Below are 17,393 nucleotides of genomic sequence, written 5' to 3'. Positions count from 1 at the left end.
TTTTATTACGTAATGACTTCTTTTAATTAATATGAAGGAACTAGATTGGTTCATATTGGCCGGTACCCTATTGTTCATTGTAATTTATGGGGTATGGAAAACCAAAGGCAGTAAGAACGTAGATGACTATGTTAGAGGTGGCAACAACTCTAAATGGTGGACTATTGGCTTATCCGTAATGGCTACCCAGGCCAGTGCCATTACATTTTTATCTACCCCGGGGCAGGCTTTTCATGACGGTATGGGCTTTGTACAGTTCTATTTTGGATTGCCATTTGCTATGATAATTATATGTATGGTATTTGTTCCCTTATACCATAGAATGAAAGTCTATACGGCCTATGAATTCTTAGAAGGGCGCTTTGATTTAAAAACACGCTCCTTGGCCGCAGTTCTTTTCTTGATACAAAGAGGTCTTGCAGCTGGTATAACCATATTTGCACCATCTATAATTTTGTCGGCGGTATTGGGTTGGGATTTAAGAACGCTGAATATTATTATAGGGACTTTGGTAATCATTTACACCGTATCCGGTGGAACCAAGGCCGTGAGCGTAACCCAAAAACAGCAAATGTTCATTATCATGACCGGTATGTTCATTACCTTTTTCTTTATATTGGGCTACCTTCCTTCGGACATCACTTTTAGCAAGGCCATGAAGATTGCAGGTGCCAGTAATAAGCTAAATATTTTAAATTTTGATTTAGATACCTCTAGCAGGTATACCATATGGAGTGGTATTACTGGGGGACTTTTCCTTTTTCTGGCATATTTTGGTACGGACCAAAGTCAGGTACAACGATATTTATCTGGAAAATCTATTCGTGAGAGCCAGTTAGGTCTCGTATTCAATGCCATTTTTAAAATACCTATGCAGTTTTTTATATTACTGGTAGGGGTTATGGTTTTTGTCTTTTATCAATACAATCCTTCACCATTAAATTTTAATCCATCGGCGACGCAAGCCGTTATGGAATCTCCATTGGCAGACGATTACCGGTTACTGCAAGAAGGACAGATAGCCTTGGAAGCTGAAAAAAGAATTGCGCAAAATAAATTTTCCTCTGCTCTGGAGATTAAGGAATTTACGGCCGTGGAAGAAGCAAAAATGCAAATTATACGCATTAATCAAAAAGACAGCACCAATCGCGTAGCGGCCAAATCCTTAATTGGTCAGGCTAATAGTGTAGTGGAGACCAATGATAAGGATTATGTGTTTATACATTTCATTCTCAACAATCTTCCTACAGGTTTAGTGGGGCTATTGCTTGCGGTTATCCTTTCTGCCGCAATGTCCTCAACCGCTTCTGAATTAAATGCCTTGGGAACCATAACTGCTTTGGACCTTTACAAAAGAAACCGTACGGGAATATTTACCGAAAAGCATTATGTTAAGGCCTCTAAGTATTTTACCTTGTTATGGGGAGTTGTAGCTATATTCATTGCGTGTGTAGCCAACTTATTTGATAATTTAATTCAACTGGTCAATATTATTGGTAGTATATTCTATGGCAACGTTTTGGGTATATTTTTAATTGCGTTCTTTTTTAAGTTCATTAAAGGGAATGCGGTCTTTTTTGCTGCAATAATAACACAGATCATTATTTGCATAATTTATTACTACCTTATCCACATCTATCCATCCGGTCAGGAAAAATTAGGATATTTATGGTTAAACTTTTTTGGTGCGGCATTGGTAATTATAATATCATTTGTATTTGAAGCGTTTGATAGAATGTTGAAAAAGCCGTTATCCACAAATTAATCACCAATAAATCACGTTCAGCCCCAATTTATGGTCCAAAAAGAAATTTCCTCCTATTTTACAGAACAAAATCACTCGCAACCCTTATTGATTAAAGCACCAGGAAGAATTAATCTTATAGGGGAGCACACAGATTATAATGAAGGTTTAGTACTGCCGGCCTCCATTGAGAAAGCCATATATTTTGCGGTTTCCCCTAATGAATCCGGTACCATACAAATAGAAACCTTTCTGACCCAACCGGAAAAGATAACGTTTCAATTAAACGGAAATCACGATAAGTATGCACGCTTTTGGGGTAACTACTTTAAAGCGATCATTGATATTTTAGTAGCCGAAAATTATCCGCTTAAAGGAATGAACTGCGTTTTTGGCGGTGATATTCCCATTGGTTCAGGACTTTCTTCTTCCGCTGCACTTTGCTGTGGATTTATTTACGCTATCACCAAAGTTTCAGGCAAAGAACTTCCCAGGGAAGACATAGCGTTGATTGCTCAAAAAGCGGAACATAAGATTGGTCTTAATTGCGGTCTAATGGATCAATATGCGGTACTTTTTGGAAAAAAAGGAAATGCTTTTTTTCTAGACTGTAAAGATTTGAGCCATAGTTACATCCCCATTAATCTTCAAGGTTATAGTTGGGTTTTGGTAAATTCTAATATTAAGCACAATTTGGCCGTGGATTCTGAATACAACAAGAGAAGGGTATCATGTGAAAATATTGTGAAATTGGTACAGCAGATTAAAAATGGGGTGACTTCATTACGTGATGTAACAGTAGAAGATTTACATCATATATCCGAGAAAGCAAATGAAACCGATTTAAAACGCGCCAAATATATTATAGAGGAGAATTCACGAGTTCTTAACATGATGCAGGCCTTAACGGAAGGCAATGCGGAGCAAGTTGGGAAAATTCTAAGGCAAGGGCATTGGGCCATGTCATTACAATATGAAATTACAACACCAGAACTAGATATCTTGGTAAAGATTGGTGAAGAACTGGACGGTGTAATGGGTTCTAGAATGATGGGTGGCGGTTTTGGAGGGTGCACCATAAACCTTGTAGAAACCAATAAATTGGATACCTGCATTACGGCACTACTACAAAATTACAGGGAGCGCACCGGAATAAGTGCAGAATATTATCACCTGGCCATTGATGATGGTGTAAAGGTAATTGCCTAATAAAACCAATAAAACAATCTTATAAAAAAAGTCCGTGCATTCATTGCACGGACTTTTTATTATGGAAAGGAAAGCTTACTTGGCCCCCCACTCTTTTAATGAATCTGTATTCATTTTAACATAATCATCGTTACCGGCTTCTTTAGCACCTGCCAATGATTTTTTGGCTGCCTCTATTGCTCCTTTTTTGTCCCCTGCCTTTGCCAATATCAAAGATTGCTGCCTTAATTGCCAAAATGCAGGTTTATCGGTCATTGACATTGCTTTGTCCATCCATTGCTTTGCTTTTTGTATATCCTTGCCTTCACTGGAATAGTATACTGCCGCTGCATAATAATCCCCTGCAGTAGGACCGTTTAATGCTTTATCTATATTCTTCATTACAATTGCATCCGTTGGTACTGAAAATGGAACGGCAACATAGGTGTTCTCCCATATGATGCCAATGTTTGCTCCATTACTCGTTACATCATCTATAGTAATCGTAAACGTTTCAACAGGCATATCCATTTTATAAACTGGAACGTTCAATTGAGCTACAACCTTTTCTTCTTCCCAAACCTTTGGGGTTCCTCCACCATCAATATCGGTGTAAAAAAACACTTCCCAAGAAGAAGCTCCAGGTTTGGTAAAAATTGAATACGTACCAGCTTCCACCGCACTATCAGCAATGGTAACCTGAGTATCAAAAGTAACTTTGGTATAAGCATTGGAACCTGTTCGCCATAGCTTGTCAAAAGGAACCAAATTACCATAAACCTTACGACCTCTCATGGAAGGTCTGGAATAATCAATGGTTACTTCGGTTAGGCCCACAGTCTGTATTAATTTTGAAGACGGACTTGGTGCCGGAGTATTAATTTGTGCTTCAACCGTAAATGACGCTACGATTGCCAATAAAAAGAGTACTACTTTGTTCATGACTTTAGTGATTAGTTTATACCTACGAAATTAGAGATAAACATACCGTTAGATTGTTAACAAAATCTTAAATACTGAGAGATGTTGAATTACTTATATACAGCAAAAGGTTGTGCTATGACTCCATCTTCTAAATACATGGTCATATAGTATATTGAGGTTTCCAAGGATACATTAATAACACCTTCTTTCTCGACCTCATTTAAATTTTCCCATACCCGTTGTCCAAGAACATTATAAATGATCTGCCCATAAATATCTTTGGTAGTGGTTATAGAATAATGGTAAATATTACTGTTATCATCTTTATAAATAATAAGTTGGTCCACTAGTTCCTCTTGAGGTGCTTCAGGTTCTTCCGGCTCTTCTGGCGTTTCGGGTTCTTCCGTTTCCTCTGGAATTTCAGGTTCTTCGGGTTCTTCATCTATGAGTTGAAATGAAAACAACCTTGAACTTGACTCAATGGTAGGACTTTGCCTGGAGAAATATTCCGAGGTAAAAAAGTAATTTCCTGATGTAGTATTCGTAATACCTTCAGCTTGAACAAAATTCAATCCCAAGGAATTAATTGAAAGTCCGTTAAGGACATCTTGGGAATCCAAAATGTCAACAGTGCCTATAAATGGACTTAAAATGGAAGAATACCCTAAAATTACCAAGGTATTATTTGTACTATCAAAGGTGGCATCCGTAACCAAACCTATATTCTCTATTGCTCCCACCCTTTCTGCCACATGGTTTCCTGGAAATTTAGGAATTGCATATGCTACACTTCCCATACTTTGCCATTGTTTGGTAAGAATGATCAATATATCGTTCAAAACGAAAAAAGCTTCTGCATCCCAATCGCTATTTCCACTATCCGAAAAATCAATTTGGTCGGCATAGGAAAAAAATATGGTAGTTGCCTGAACTTCATCAGAGGCCAAAAAGTCTGACTTTTCAATTCTATGGATTGCCAAATCCGTTCGAGTACCGACATTGTTGCCAAAATCACCTATATAAATATATTCCCCGTCTTCCGTAATAGCTTCCCAATCCGTATTTTCGACGTTCGTAACCGTTACAGTCCTTACAACGGATAGGTTCAAGGTATCCAGTTCATATAAGACAGGCTCGTTACCGGAATCATTATGTGTAATTAAATGTCCATTAAAAAATAACAATCCAGAGCTTTCCAGTACTTCGCTGGGGAGTTCACCAATGGTTTGCAAGTTTTGCTGTGCATAACTATGCAAGGTCGTTACGATCATAATTACACATAAAAAATAGTGAACGGAAATTTTCATAGATGCAAAATAAACTACAATAAAGTTAAAACCTTCAGCATAAGCGATGTAAATTTAAATTAATCGTCAAACCATCGGTCTAAAGGGCCAAATATCTATTAATTTAATTTTTGTTTAACTTATTTAGATTTTAATTAAACAAATAATGGTCATACCTTTGGACAAACAGCGCACATGAAATTATATCAATTACATTCTAAGCAGGCTTTACCCATATCCAAAGGTGAAGCGTGGAATTTTCTATCGGACCCTAAGAACTTAAAGGTAATTACTCCTGAACATATGGGTTTCAACATTTTGTCCGGAGCGGACAGACCTATGTTTCCTGGTCAAATAATACAATATACCGTATCCCCGTTTCCTGGTTACACAACAAAATGGGTAACGGAAATTACTCATGTTAGGGTTGGTGAGTATTTCGTGGACGAACAACGGTTTGGACCGTACGCCCTATGGCACCATAAACACTTTATCACAGAAATAGAACATGGTATTGAAATGGAAGATATTATTGATTACAAGATTCCTCTAGGCATTTTAGGCCAAATTGCCCATCCCCTATTGGTAAAGAAACAATTACTGACCATTTTTAAATATAGGGAACAAAAATTAAAGGAACTTTTTGGTGCAATAGAACATATTCCCAATCAATTATCACTAAACTCTTTTTAAATGAAAAATATATTACTAATTGGAGGTTCTCACGGTATTGGCTTAGCAATAGTGAATGAATTAAAGGACAACCATCAACTTTTCATAGCCTCTAGAACAGCAGATACTATTGTCCATAAAAATATAACCCATATACCATTTGATGCCACCAAGGATGAACTGGACCTAGGTCAACTTCCAGAAAAGTTAGATGGTTTTGTATATTGCCCGGGCAGTATAAATTTAAAACCTTTTAAAATGATGGGTGTGGATACCATAAGACAGGATATGGAAATTAATTTCTTTGCTATGGTAAATGTGGTCAAGAATATCATCGGTAAAATGAACGAAGGTTCAAGCATGGTATTTTTTAGTACTATTGCCGTAGGTACAGGAATGCCGTTCCACACAAGTGTTTCTGCTGCCAAAGGAGCAATAGAAGGTTTTGCAAAGTCTATGGCCGCTGAATATGCCCCTAAAATTAGGGTTAACGTAATTGCTCCTTCCTTAGTGGATACTCCCCTTGCAGGTAGGCTATTGAACAATGAAAAGAAAAGAGAGGCAATGGATGACAGACATCCTTTAAAGCGTGTTGGCACTGCAAACGATATTGCCCAAAGTGCCATTTATTTGTTAAGCGAGAAAAGTGCTTGGGTAACGGGTCAGGTTCTTGGTGTGGATGGTGGTTTATCAACTTTAAACATACATTAATGTCCAATAAGAAAGTTTCTATATTTTGGTTTAGAAGAGATTTAAGATTAGATGATAACGTGGGCTTTTTGGAAGCTTTAAAGGGAGATTTTCCCGTACTACCCATTTTCATTTTTGATACCGAAATATTGTCCAAACTTCCCAAGGATGATGCAAGGCTGAATTTTATATACGATACTTTACAGCAAATGCGTAATGAGCTCCAAGAGAACCACAACAGTTCCTTGGCCATGTATTATGGAAAACCCAAATCTGTCTTTGCTGAACTATTAAAAGAATATGAAATAGAGTGCGTATTCACGAACCGGGATTATGAGCCTTATGCAAAAGAACGTGATGTACATATAGAAAAGTTATTAGCCGATAATGATATACCATTTAAAACTTTTAAGGACCAAGTAATCTTTGAAAAAGCGGAAATTGTAAAGGATGATGGCGAACCTTACGTAGTCTATACACCCTATAAAAATAAATGGAAAGAAAATTTTGATGCGGATAAGAACCTAAAAATCCATTATACCAGTCAGCATCTACATAATTTAATAGCCCATACCAGATTACCAAACCTATCACTAAGTGATATTGGATTTGAAAAATCTGAAATAGAAGTACCGGATTATGATGTTACGCCCACATTAATCGAAAACTATGAGGGTACCAGAAATTTTCCTGCCTTGGATTATGGTACATCACATTTGGGTCCCCATTTAAGATTTGGGACGGTATCGGTAAGGAAAATGATAAAAAAGGCCATAGCGGAAAAGAACGAGGTATTTTGGAGCGAGCTCATTTGGCGAGAATTTTTCATGACCATTCTTTGGCATTTCCCACATACGACAGATAACGCTTTTAAACCCAAATATGACCGTATTGAATGGAGAAACAATGAAGATGAATTTGATAAGTGGAAAAATGGAAATACCGGTTACTTACTTGTAGATGCGGGTATGCGTGAACTTTACAACACGGGATATATGCACAACCGGGTAAGAATGCTGGTAGCAAGTTTCTTATGTAAACATTTGTTGATAGATTGGCGTTGGGGCGAAACTTATTTTGCAGAAAAGTTGTTGGATTACGAAATGAGTTCCAATGTTGGTAATTGGCAATGGGCAGCGGGTAGCGGCGTAGATGCTTCACCATATTTTAGAATTTTCAATCCTATGACACAGGTAGATAAATTCGATAAAAAAAAGGAATATATTAAAAAATGGATTCCAGAATATGGCACGGATGATTATCCAGAAAAAATGGTAGACCATAAAAAGGCAAGGGAACGGTGTTTGGAAACCTATAAGAATGCCTTGAATTGATATTATTTTGCCAATTGACGATTTAATTCTTGTTGATCAACGACCCTTCTTTTTAGTGTATTGACATAGCGTAGTGCTTCTTTAGTACCATAGTCCGTGTATGCTTTAGAGGCAAACTCTATAGCACGGCTTAAATTGCCGTTAATTTCATTACTTATTGCCATGTTATAATGGGCTCTACCGGCAACTTTTAATTTAGGATTGTTTAACTCCGCATCCCAAAGTTCTGCCGCGCCGTCCCAATTACCGGTCAATGCCCTTCTTTTTGCCATCTTGAAACTGTCACTTCCTTTTACAAAATATTCCCTAGCGATACGAACTTTTGCTGGCAGGGTAAAACGGGCATAATTAGCCCCTAAATTTGTACTGATATCCATCACAGCTTCTTTTCTTCCGATCACGGCTTCAAATGCCTTTACAGGATTTATTCCTTCTCCCATAGAATTTACCTGATTATTAGTGATGTACTCATCAACGATAATTCTATTGGCGGCATCATAGACACGCCATCCATTATTGATCAGTGTATTTAAAATAATTCTATGACCAGGTACTTCTGCCAAAATACCTAAGTTGTTAGGAATTTTCATCATGGTCATCTCATAATCTGCTGCGGTATCAGTATCATAAAATTCTAGAGAGAACAATACATCCACACCATTTTCTTTACAAATTTTGTCTACAACATCCCATGAAAGTGCTGCAGGGAAAACACCTAATCCCTTTTCAAAATCTTTATTACCTTCAATTATTTTTATCGTTTCAAACCTATTACCACGCTCTAATTCATACCGTAGTCCGGATACGGCTTTTTGCGCCCCTTCTTTGTCCATGTTCAATCCTTCCAATGAAAGTATCTTTTCAATATTATCTACAACTTTATTTTTTTCCGAAGCTTCACTCCTGTTGATGATTCCTATATGCAATACATCAGATGCTATTGAAACTTGAGCAGGTTGGGTAATACCCATGGTTAATCTATTTGTAGAACTACAAGCTATAAATGAAAATGAAACAGCAAGGCAGAGCATATACAAGTATAAACTTTTCATAACTGAATGAATTTTAAACGTAATGATTTGAGTATTAACGAAAAATGAGACTTTAAATTATACATTATATCAAATATTAGCTGCCGTATTATCAATAGTTTAATTGTGTGTTCATTATTTTTAAATAGCATAATAGTACAGGTTTATAATGTAAATTGAACTTCATTAAAACCTAGTATATCGTTATATTTACTACAACAATCGACAATTGTTCGATTAATAACTGACTACAAACCAACTTTTACGAAAATGAAAAAAATTACACTGCTCGCCTTATGCCTATGCATGGGTACAACTGTATTTTCTCAAAAATTGAGTAAAGACAAAAAATCGCTTATTGAATCTGTTGAAAAACATAAAGAGGAGCTTATTAAAATAAGTGATTCTATTTGGGCCTTGGCAGAGACTGCTTTTGATGAATCTGAATCATCCAGAATACTAGCTGATTATGCAGAGAAAAATGGATTGACCGTAACAAGGGGCGTTGCGGATATCCCAACTGCCTTTACCGCCACCTATGGTTCCGGAAGTCCGGTAATAAGTATCCTAGGAGAATTTGATGCCCTACCCGGCATATCACAAAAAACGACACCGGTAAAAGAACCTTTTAAGGAAGGTGCCGCCGGTCATGGGTGTGGTCATAATATGTTTGGCACCGCCAGTCTGGGCTCTGCCATTGCCATAAAGGAATTAATGGATGCCGGTAAAATAAAAGGCACCGTAAAATTTCTAGGCACACCTGCGGAAGAAAAGTATTTTGCAAAGGTTTGGATGGTAAAAGCGGGGCTTTGGGATGATGTAGATGTAAATATTAGCTGGCACCCTTCTGCTGAAATAGAGGCCGATGTACAGAGTGGACTTTCATTGATCGATTTTATCGTAGAATTTTACGGACAGACCGCCCATGCTTCGGCAGACCCTTGGAACGGCCGTAGTGCCTCTGATGCCTTAGAGCTATACACCACGGGCATCAATTATTATAGGGAGCATATATTGCCCACTTCTAGAATACATTACCATATTCAGGACGGAGGACAAGTAGTGAACGTAGTGCCAGATTATGCAAAATTATGGGTAAGGGTACGTGACCCCAAAAGGTCAAAAATGTTGCCCACCTATGAACGTGTAAAAAAAATGGCGGAAGGTGCCGCCATCATGGCCAATGTAGACTATAAAATTTCATTGGTTTCCGGTATTTATGAAACATTGGTCAATCGTGCCGGCGGTGAAATTATGCAGGGCAACTTAGAATTATTAGGCCCCATTACATACACGGAGGAAGAAACCGTTTTTGGAAAAGCAATACAAAAAGCAACCGGTAAACCAGAAATAGGTATGGATGGCGCCGTGCATCCCTTAAAGGAAACCGAAGAAAATCCCGGTGGTGGTTCAACGGATGTAGGCGATGTAAGTTGGAACGTACCCAATATTAACTTAGGTGTAGCCGTTGCACCAAAAGGTACTCCCTGGCATTCATGGGCCGTTGTGGCCTGTGGTGGTATGTCCATTGGTCATAAGGGAATGATTCATGCTTCTAAGGCAATGGCAATGACGATGTTGGATCTTTTTCAAGACCCAAAACTAGTCACAAAGGTAAAAGAGGAATTTAAGACAAGAAAAGGAGACGAGGTCTATGAGCCAATGATAGATGGTCCACCGCCACTTAAAGGAAAATAAAACAAATAGGAAAAGAAGCTATCATAAACGGTAGCTTCTTTCATTTTTAAGTATCTTGAAAGCCGAACATATCTATATCATCATGAAAAATTGTATTGTCGCATTACTTTTATTTTGTACCACTTTTTGTGTTGCCCAAAAATTTCAATTTCAATTCGATCACCAATCCATTGTAGTTTCGGATGTAAATGCCAGTGCAGAATTTTATGGTAACATATTAGGATTAAAGGAAACGGAACATCCGGACAATCCTTCAAATATTCGCTGGTTCGTTGTAAACGGAAACTCACATGTTCATTTAATCGAGCGCGAATTTGTACCGTTCGAAAAAAATAAATCCATGCACTTATGCCTATCAACCCAAGATTTAGAGGGCGTAATAGCACACTTGGAAAAAAATGGGATAACCTATTGGGATTGGCCCGGAAAGAAAAACGCCGTAACCACTAGAAAGGATAAAGTTCGTCAAATATATATTCAAGACCCAGATGAATATTGGATAGAGATCAACACTGCGGTACATTAAGTAAATTTCTAAACCATGAAGATTTTTCAATTAAGATTTCCTTGGCAGACACAAGATCCATTTTTGTTCTGTGTGTATCATTTAGACCATTACCCCAAAGGAAATGGAGCATTGGGCCCTGCGGATTCATTGGAGGGCAGGCCTTTGGGTAATGACTTCATAGGCAAGGATGGCTGGCGAATGTACCATGGCACTTCAATTCCCGGGTTTCCAGCACATCCCCATCGTGGATTTGAAACCATCACCATAGCGAATAAAGGTTTTTGTGACCACTCCGATTCTTTAGGAGCTGCAGGCCGTTTTGGTGAAGGGGACGTACAATGGATGACTGCCGGCAGAGGTGTACAACATTCAGAAATGTTTCCTTTACTGCATACGGATAGGGAAAACACCTTGGAACTCTTTCAAATTTGGTTGAATCTACCTCAAAAAAATAAATTGGTGCCACCCCATTTTAAAATGCTTTGGCATGAGGAAATACCTATAGCCAAACTTCAAGGGGGTACAATTAAGGTCATTGCAGGAAATTATGACGATTATAAGGCCTTACCACCTGCGCCCGATTCTTGGGCCGCGGATTTGGATAATGATGTCGCTATATGGAACATCCATATCCTTGCCAATCAATCGGTTAAATTGCCCATGGCGAAACATGGTACGTTGCGCACCATATATTTCTATGAAGGTAATACGTTACGGATTATGGATGAAACCGTTATGCCCAATCATGGAATAGAAGCAGATGCATCCAAACCAATGACAATAAAGGCCATAGAAAAAGATGCTTACCTATTGGTTTTACAAGGCAGACCGATCAATGAGCCCGTTGAAAAATACGGTCCGTTTGTTATGAATACCCAAAAGGAATTGGAACAAGCCATGGATGAATTTAGATTGACTCAGTTTGGAGGTTGGCCTTGGCGCTATCCCGATCATGTACATGATGTTGAACGAGGACGTTTTGCCCAATACCCTGATGGCAACATAATTGAAAAATAATGTTGGACCTTATACGTCTTATTTGCGATACAGGATTGTTTGTATTGATTTGGATGGTACAACTTATAATTTATCCGAGTTTTACATACTACCCACATAAAAATCTGTATCAATGGCATAATAAATACACCAAAAGTATAGCCATTATCGTAGTTCCGTTGATGACAGGTCAATTAATAACCACTACCCTTCAAGTCTACAAAGAATTAGACTTGTATACACTTATTAGTAGTGTACTTGTGCTAAGCGTTTGGTTGTCCACATTCCTAAAATTTGTACCATTACACAACCAGATAGCCAACAAAACTGAAATTGACAAAACCCTTATAAAACTAAAACTCCATAATTGGCTACGGACCATCTTATGGAGTTTGTTATTTATACTTACGATTTATATTAAGGTTAAACCCGTGTAATCTTGGCTCCTATTGCCCGTAAACGTTCATCTATATGCTCATATCCACGATCAATTTGTTCAATATTGTGAATAGTGGAAGTTCCTTTTGCCGATAATGCGGCAATTAATAATGAAACACCGGCCCTAATATCAGGGGAAGTCATTGTAGTGGCCTTTAAGGTAGATTTGAAATCATGTCCTATTACGGTAGCCCTGTGCGGATCACATAAGATAACCTTAGCTCCCATATCCAACAATTTATCCACGAAGAATAAACGGCTTTCAAACATTTTTTGATGTATCAACACCTCTCCTCTAGCCTGTGTCGCTACGACCAACATAATACTTAAAATATCAGGAGTTAATCCTGGCCAAGGAGCATCGGCAATGGTCAAAATGGAACCGTCTATATAATTTTGGATTTCATACCCATCTTTATGGATGGGAATATAAATATCATCACCTTTCTTTTCAACGGTTATGCCCAATTTTCTAAAAACGGTAGGTATTTGACCCAAATCGTTCCAACTAACATCCTTAATGGTCAATTCACTTTTGGTCATTGCCGCCAGACCGATCCAGCTACCTATTTCGATCATATCCGGTAACATTCTATGTTCCGTACCACCTAATTTATCTACCCCATCAATTACCAAAAGATTAGAGCCTACACCCGATATTTTGGCGCCCATTCTATTGAGCATTTTACACAACTGCTGTAAATAAGGTTCGCAGGCGGCATTGTATATGGTTGTCTGGCCTTCTGCCAGAACAGCTGCCATTACAATATTTGCAGTACCGGTTACGGATGCTTCATCCAAAAGCATATAGGTACCGATTAATTTTTCGGCCTCTACCCCGTAAAAATATTCCTCACGGTTGTATCGAAACTTGGCGCCTAATTTTATAAAACCTTCAAAATGGGTGTCCAAGCGTCTTCTACCAATTTTATCTCCTCCTGGTTTGGGTATATACCCTTTACCAAAACGGGACAATAATGGTCCTACCAACATGATGGATCCACGTAGTCCCCTACCATCTTGTTTAAACTGATCGGACTGTAAATAATCCATATTTACATCGTCTGCCTTAAACGTGTATGAACCTTTTCCCTTCTTTTGAATCTTAACGCCTAAATCCTCCAATAAGGAAATGAGCTTATTGACATCAACAATATCCGGAATATTGCTAATGGTTACTTTTTCGTCTGTTAACAGTACTGCGCAAAGGATTTGAAGTGCTTCGTTTTTTGCGCCCTGAGGTGTTATTTCACCGGATAACTGGTGCCCTCCTTCAATTTTGAATGTTCCCATCTAAATAAGTGGAAATTTAATAGCGTTTCTTGCCGCGGTTATTATTGTTTCTTTGATTTTTCTTGCCAGAATTATTTGACCTCGGCGTTTTGGCAACTCTATTTTTAAGGAACTGGCCACTGTCGGTAAGATTTACTTCCTCAGAAGCCAAATCTATTTGACCATCGCTCAACTCGTACAAATGTTTAAAAATAGTTTTATCGTCTACCACGTCCTTGTTCCAATTAAGGTAACATTTCTTCATATGGTTTGCAATGGCATATTCCAAGCCCGATCTTTTGTCCCCCTTTTCCCATTCCACGGCTACATCCACCATTCGTTTAATATTGTTGCCGTAAAAACGGTATTTTGGAAAATTCTGTGGATATTCCAAAGGTTCTGGTCGTTGTCTAAGGATTTCCTTGGACGTAATAGGAAACGGTGATTCCACATCCAATTTAAAATCTGACATAATGAACAGCTGGTCCCATAGCTTATGTTGAAAATCTGGCACATCACGTAAATGTGGCTGCAGGTTACCCATTACACTGATTATGGATTGGGCTATCTTATTACGTTCTACCGGATCCTCTATAGATACGGCATAATCTACCATTTTTTGAAAATGACGGCCATATTCAGGTATAATTAAATGTGAACGTTCCGTATTATATTCTAGGTTTTCTACTAATTGCAAATTGAAAATTTTAGCTTAAAATGTTTGAGAAGTATTCTTATAACGATGCCAAATTAATAAAATTATAGCTGAAATACTATTTTAGAGCGAGATTACCCCTTCTATTTTACCTACTTCCTTGTATTTTTTGATAACACTGTCCGGGCTATCCAAATTCACGGTAATGGAAACACTGGTATATTTTCCTGTTTTGGATTTTTTTGAATTGATTACCGCGCCCATATTATCAAATATACGGTGAATTTGCCCTACTTTATCCGTATCGCTCTTTACTATAAATTTATATAGATAATTAGTGGGCCATTTTGATGTTTCCTTTAACTGAACCCTTAATTTTTTATAAAATTCTTCAGGATTATTTTCATCCATACCTTCAATTTTAAGCAAAGATAAGGGTAAACCACCAGTTTTTTTATACTCTGGGTTTATGTACTTTTGTCAGCTAATTGTAAGAAATTGAAAAACAAAAGAATAGTTGTTACAGGCGGGCCCGGAACAGGTAAAACTGTACTGATCTCATCTTTGGAAGAACATGGTTTTCATTGTTTTCATGAAGTGATAAGGACCATGACGTTAGATGCCCTTGACGGCAAGGAAGTTGTTGATCAACTGGTAAACCCTATTGACTTTGTGGATGATGCCAAAAGTTTCAACGATCAACTTATACATGCCCGTTTAAAACATTTTAAGGAAGGTGAGATCATACAACGGCCACATCTATTCTACGACCGTGGATTACCGGATGTAATAGCCTATATGAATTATTTTAAACAACCTATAGAACCTTACTATTCCGATTTATGTTCCCTGCACAGATACGACGAAGTACTGATCTTACCACCATGGGAGGATATTTATGTTCAGGATAATGAACGTATGGAAAATTTTGAACAGGCCTGTGGCATTCACGCCCATTTGGACCAAACATATACGGCATTGGGTTACCAACCTATTGAGGTTCCTTTTGGCACAATTGAAGAACGTTTACAATTTGTTATAGACCATATAGAGAAGACAGGGTGAACACTACACCAGAAGACATCTTAAATAAATATTGGGGCTTTGAAAACTTTAAGGGCTCGCAAAAAAGTATTATCAACGCCGTCCTGAACGGTAAGGATGTTTTAGGCCTACTGCCCACAGGTGGCGGGAAATCTATTTGTTTTCAAGTACCCGCTTTAATGAAAGACGGTATATGTATAGTCGTATCTCCCTTGATTGCCCTGATTGAAAACCAAGTGGACAATTTGCAAAAATTGGGCATTAAGGCCTTAGGCCTAAAGGGCGGAATTAAACTTGAGGATGTAGATAAATTATTGGATAATTGTATCTACGGCAATTACAAATTTTTATACCTCTCACCAGAAAGGTTGCAACAAGAGCTTGTGCAGGAGCGTATAAAGTCCATGAACGTATCTATAATCGTGATAGATGAAGCACATTGCATTTCTGAATGGGGACATGATTTTAGGCCGGCATACCTAAATTGCGCCATTCTAAGGGAATTTCATCCACAAGCCCCAATTTTGACCCTTACTGCAACGGCTACAAAAAGAGTAACGGAAGATATGGTCAATTCTCTTGAGCTTAAATCTCCCTTAGTAGTAAAAGATTCGTTCTTTAGAAAAAATATTGGATTTGGAATTATAGCCACCGAGGACAAAAACGGTTACTTAAAAAGATATTGCAAACAGTTAAAAACTAGTGCCATTGTCTACGTTAGAAGCAGAAAAAAGGCAGAGGAGCTATCTTCCTTTTTACAGCAAAACGCCATCAAAGCTACTTTTTATCATGGTGGTATGGACCAAAAACTAAAAACGGAAAGGTTAGGTACGTGGTTAACTAATAAAGCACAGGTTATGGTTGCCACAAATGCATTTGGCATGGGCATTGACAAGCCAGATGTGGCATTGGTCATACATTATCAAATACCGGATAGTATTGAAAACTATTTTCAAGAAGCAGGAAGGGCCGGTAGAAACGGAGATAGGGCCAAAGCTATATTATTGACCAATACAACGGACAAAAATCTGGTTAAAAAACAATTTTTGGATGTTTTGCCAGATACATCATATGTAAAATTGGTCTACAAAAAACTCAACAATTATTTTCAAATAGGGTTTGGCGAATATGTAGAAGAAAAATTTCCATTTAATTTTAACGAATTTTGCAGCACCTATAAGCTGAATACCTATTTAACGTACAACACCCTTCAGTTACTGGACAGGAATTCCGTTATATCGTTATCAGAGAATTTTTCAAAGAAAACCACTGTCAAATTCAAAACGGACAAATCAGCCATTTATCGTTATTTTCATCAGAATCCGCAATTAGAGGAATTTGTCAAAATAGTTTTACGCACCTATGGAGGACTTTTTGAGTTTGACAACCAAATAAATACCTATTTATTGGCAAAGAAAAGCAAAAGACCAGAATCTGTGGTTCAGTTGAATCTTGAAAAATTAGCCAAAGATGACATGATCATTTACCATAGTTCTCCTACTGATCTGGAAATTACATTTTTGGTACCACGGGACGATGACCGTACTATCAACAGATTTTCCAAGACTATCGTTGAACAAAATCAAATTAAAACTGAAAAAATAACAACTATTCTTGATTATATAGATAATGTAGATACCTGTAGAAGCATTCAGTTATTGGATTATTTTGGTGAAAAGCAACGTATTGCCTGCGGTATTTGCGATGTTTGTGAAAGAAATAAGATAGGGCATACCGATATACAGAAATTAAAAGAAGCTATTCTAGGAATATTACAGGAACAAAGCGCCTCTTCTAGAACATTACAGGAAAAATTGGGCGCGGAACAGGAAAACCTTATCACTGCCCTACAAGAACTATTGGAAGAAAAACAACTATCGTTAAACGCAACAAACGAATATGAACGCAGATAA

Annotated in this window: 17 protein-coding genes; 11 read left to right on the top strand and 6 right to left on the bottom strand. The window is 37.8% G+C overall.

Going from position 1 to position 17,393, the window contains the following annotated elements:
- Nucleotides 1-31 precede the first annotated feature (31 nt).
- On the top strand, nt 32-1,765 hold the full coding sequence (locus Q2T41_RS18325; RefSeq protein ID WP_304437261.1) for a sodium:solute symporter family protein: 1,734 nt from the start codon (nt 32-34) through the stop codon (nt 1,763-1,765).
- A gap of 30 nt (nt 1,766-1,795) precedes the next feature.
- Nucleotides 1,796-2,953, top strand: a complete 1,158-nt coding sequence (gene galK, locus Q2T41_RS18320) for a galactokinase (protein WP_304437260.1) — start codon at nt 1,796-1,798, stop codon at nt 2,951-2,953.
- 75 nt (nt 2,954-3,028) lie between these two features.
- On the opposite strand, the gene Q2T41_RS18315 is transcribed toward galK, so the two are convergent.
- Nucleotides 3,029-3,874 carry a DUF2911 domain-containing protein gene (locus Q2T41_RS18315; RefSeq protein ID WP_304437259.1) on the bottom strand — a complete coding sequence of 282 codons (846 nt, stop codon included), beginning with the start codon at nt 3,872-3,874 and terminating at the stop codon, nt 3,029-3,031.
- A gap of 89 nt (nt 3,875-3,963) precedes the next feature.
- Nucleotides 3,964-5,163, bottom strand: a complete 1,200-nt coding sequence (locus Q2T41_RS18310; protein ID WP_304437258.1) for a hypothetical protein — start codon at nt 5,161-5,163, stop codon at nt 3,964-3,966.
- Nucleotides 5,164-5,337: 174 nt separating this feature from the next.
- Here Q2T41_RS18310 and Q2T41_RS18305 point away from each other — a divergent pair, with 174 nt between their 5' ends.
- The 3 genes from Q2T41_RS18305 to Q2T41_RS18295 are packed head-to-tail and all read left to right on the top strand — an operon-like array spanning nt 5,338 to nt 7,838.
- Nucleotides 5,338-5,835 (top strand): SRPBCC family protein, encoded by a 498-nt coding sequence (locus tag Q2T41_RS18305; RefSeq protein ID WP_304437257.1) that lies wholly within the window; start codon nt 5,338-5,340, stop codon nt 5,833-5,835.
- Nucleotides 5,836-6,525, top strand: a complete 690-nt coding sequence (locus Q2T41_RS18300) for an SDR family NAD(P)-dependent oxidoreductase (protein ID WP_304437256.1) — start codon at nt 5,836-5,838, stop codon at nt 6,523-6,525.
- Nucleotides 6,525-7,838, top strand: coding sequence for a cryptochrome/photolyase family protein (locus Q2T41_RS18295; RefSeq protein ID WP_304437255.1), 1,314 nt, complete (start codon nt 6,525-6,527; stop codon nt 7,836-7,838). Before Q2T41_RS18300 ends, Q2T41_RS18295 begins: the two co-directional genes overlap by 1 nt.
- A 2-nt stretch (nt 7,839-7,840) precedes the next feature.
- Here the strand turns inward: Q2T41_RS18295 and Q2T41_RS18290 are convergent, their stop codons facing one another.
- Nucleotides 7,841-8,890, bottom strand: a complete 1,050-nt coding sequence (locus Q2T41_RS18290) for a DUF6340 family protein (protein ID WP_304437254.1) — start codon at nt 8,888-8,890, stop codon at nt 7,841-7,843.
- A 249-nt stretch (nt 8,891-9,139) separates the two neighbouring features.
- Here Q2T41_RS18290 and Q2T41_RS18285 point away from each other — a divergent pair, with 249 nt between their 5' ends.
- The 4 genes from Q2T41_RS18285 to Q2T41_RS18270 all read left to right on the top strand — a co-directional run bounded on the left by Q2T41_RS18285 (nt 9,140) and on the right by Q2T41_RS18270 (nt 12,508).
- Nucleotides 9,140-10,567, top strand: a complete 1,428-nt coding sequence (locus Q2T41_RS18285) for an amidohydrolase (RefSeq protein WP_304437253.1) — start codon at nt 9,140-9,142, stop codon at nt 10,565-10,567.
- Nucleotides 10,568-10,649: 82 nt separating this feature from the next.
- Nucleotides 10,650-11,093 carry a VOC family protein gene (locus Q2T41_RS18280; protein WP_304437252.1) on the top strand — a complete coding sequence of 148 codons (444 nt, stop codon included), beginning with the start codon at nt 10,650-10,652 and terminating at the stop codon, nt 11,091-11,093.
- A gap of 15 nt (nt 11,094-11,108) precedes the next feature.
- Nucleotides 11,109-12,092 (top strand): pirin family protein, encoded by a 984-nt coding sequence (locus tag Q2T41_RS18275; RefSeq protein ID WP_304437251.1) that lies wholly within the window; start codon nt 11,109-11,111, stop codon nt 12,090-12,092.
- On the top strand, nt 12,092-12,508 hold the full coding sequence (locus tag Q2T41_RS18270; protein ID WP_304437250.1) for a hypothetical protein: 417 nt from the start codon (nt 12,092-12,094) through the stop codon (nt 12,506-12,508). Before Q2T41_RS18275 ends, Q2T41_RS18270 begins: the two co-directional genes overlap by 1 nt.
- Here the strand turns inward: Q2T41_RS18270 and murA are convergent.
- The 3 genes from murA to Q2T41_RS18255 all read right to left on the bottom strand — a co-directional run bounded on the left by murA (nt 12,495) and on the right by Q2T41_RS18255 (nt 14,847).
- Nucleotides 12,495-13,802, bottom strand: a complete 1,308-nt coding sequence (gene murA, locus Q2T41_RS18265; protein WP_304437249.1) for a UDP-N-acetylglucosamine 1-carboxyvinyltransferase — start codon at nt 13,800-13,802, stop codon at nt 12,495-12,497. The two genes, Q2T41_RS18270 and murA, sit on opposite strands and share 14 nt — an antisense overlap.
- 16 nt (nt 13,803-13,818) lie before the next feature.
- Nucleotides 13,819-14,478 carry a DUF4290 domain-containing protein gene (locus Q2T41_RS18260; protein ID WP_304437248.1) on the bottom strand — a complete coding sequence of 220 codons (660 nt, stop codon included), beginning with the start codon at nt 14,476-14,478 and terminating at the stop codon, nt 13,819-13,821.
- Between the two features lie 81 nt (nt 14,479-14,559).
- Nucleotides 14,560-14,847, bottom strand: coding sequence for a DUF493 family protein (locus Q2T41_RS18255; protein ID WP_304437481.1), 288 nt, complete (start codon nt 14,845-14,847; stop codon nt 14,560-14,562).
- 87 nt (nt 14,848-14,934) lie between these two features.
- Here Q2T41_RS18255 and Q2T41_RS18250 point away from each other — a divergent pair, with 87 nt between their 5' ends.
- Nucleotides 14,935-15,501 (top strand): AAA family ATPase, encoded by a 567-nt coding sequence (locus Q2T41_RS18250; protein WP_304437247.1) that lies wholly within the window; start codon nt 14,935-14,937, stop codon nt 15,499-15,501.
- Nucleotides 15,498-17,393: a RecQ family ATP-dependent DNA helicase gene (locus Q2T41_RS18245; RefSeq protein ID WP_304437246.1), complete on the top strand. Its 1,896-nt coding sequence runs from the start codon at nt 15,498-15,500 to the stop codon at nt 17,391-17,393. Before Q2T41_RS18250 ends, Q2T41_RS18245 begins: the two co-directional genes overlap by 4 nt.

The organism is Maribacter confluentis (genome assembly GCF_030505015.1).
Taxonomy (GTDB): domain Bacteria; phylum Bacteroidota; class Bacteroidia; order Flavobacteriales; family Flavobacteriaceae; genus Maribacter; species Maribacter sedimenticola.
Note: the sequence above shows the minus strand (reverse complement) of the source record. Positions and strands in the feature narration are given on the sequence as shown.

What these genes read in the sequence shown, in the direction of transcription:
- Q2T41_RS18325 (WP_304437261.1), top strand. Translation starts at nt 32, where the DNA reads ATGAAGGAACTAGATTGGTTCATATTGGCCGGTACCCTATTGTTCATT.
- galK (WP_304437260.1), top strand. Translation starts at nt 1,796, where the DNA reads ATGGTCCAAAAAGAAATTTCCTCCTATTTTACAGAACAAAATCACTCG.
- Q2T41_RS18315 (WP_304437259.1), bottom strand. Translation starts at nt 3,874, where the DNA reads ATGAACAAAGTAGTACTCTTTTTATTGGCAATCGTAGCGTCATTTACG.
- Q2T41_RS18310 (WP_304437258.1), bottom strand. Translation starts at nt 5,163, where the DNA reads ATGAAAATTTCCGTTCACTATTTTTTATGTGTAATTATGATCGTAACG.
- Q2T41_RS18305 (WP_304437257.1), top strand. Translation starts at nt 5,338, where the DNA reads ATGAAATTATATCAATTACATTCTAAGCAGGCTTTACCCATATCCAAA.
- Q2T41_RS18300 (WP_304437256.1), top strand. Translation starts at nt 5,836, where the DNA reads ATGAAAAATATATTACTAATTGGAGGTTCTCACGGTATTGGCTTAGCA.
- Q2T41_RS18295 (WP_304437255.1), top strand. Translation starts at nt 6,525, where the DNA reads ATGTCCAATAAGAAAGTTTCTATATTTTGGTTTAGAAGAGATTTAAGA.
- Q2T41_RS18290 (WP_304437254.1), bottom strand. Translation starts at nt 8,890, where the DNA reads ATGAAAAGTTTATACTTGTATATGCTCTGCCTTGCTGTTTCATTTTCA.
- Q2T41_RS18285 (WP_304437253.1), top strand. Translation starts at nt 9,140, where the DNA reads ATGAAAAAAATTACACTGCTCGCCTTATGCCTATGCATGGGTACAACT.
- Q2T41_RS18280 (WP_304437252.1), top strand. Translation starts at nt 10,650, where the DNA reads ATGAAAAATTGTATTGTCGCATTACTTTTATTTTGTACCACTTTTTGT.
- Q2T41_RS18275 (WP_304437251.1), top strand. Translation starts at nt 11,109, where the DNA reads ATGAAGATTTTTCAATTAAGATTTCCTTGGCAGACACAAGATCCATTT.
- Q2T41_RS18270 (WP_304437250.1), top strand. Translation starts at nt 12,092, where the DNA reads ATGTTGGACCTTATACGTCTTATTTGCGATACAGGATTGTTTGTATTG.
- murA (WP_304437249.1), bottom strand. Translation starts at nt 13,802, where the DNA reads ATGGGAACATTCAAAATTGAAGGAGGGCACCAGTTATCCGGTGAAATA.
- Q2T41_RS18255 (WP_304437481.1), bottom strand. Translation starts at nt 14,847, where the DNA reads ATGGATGAAAATAATCCTGAAGAATTTTATAAAAAATTAAGGGTTCAG.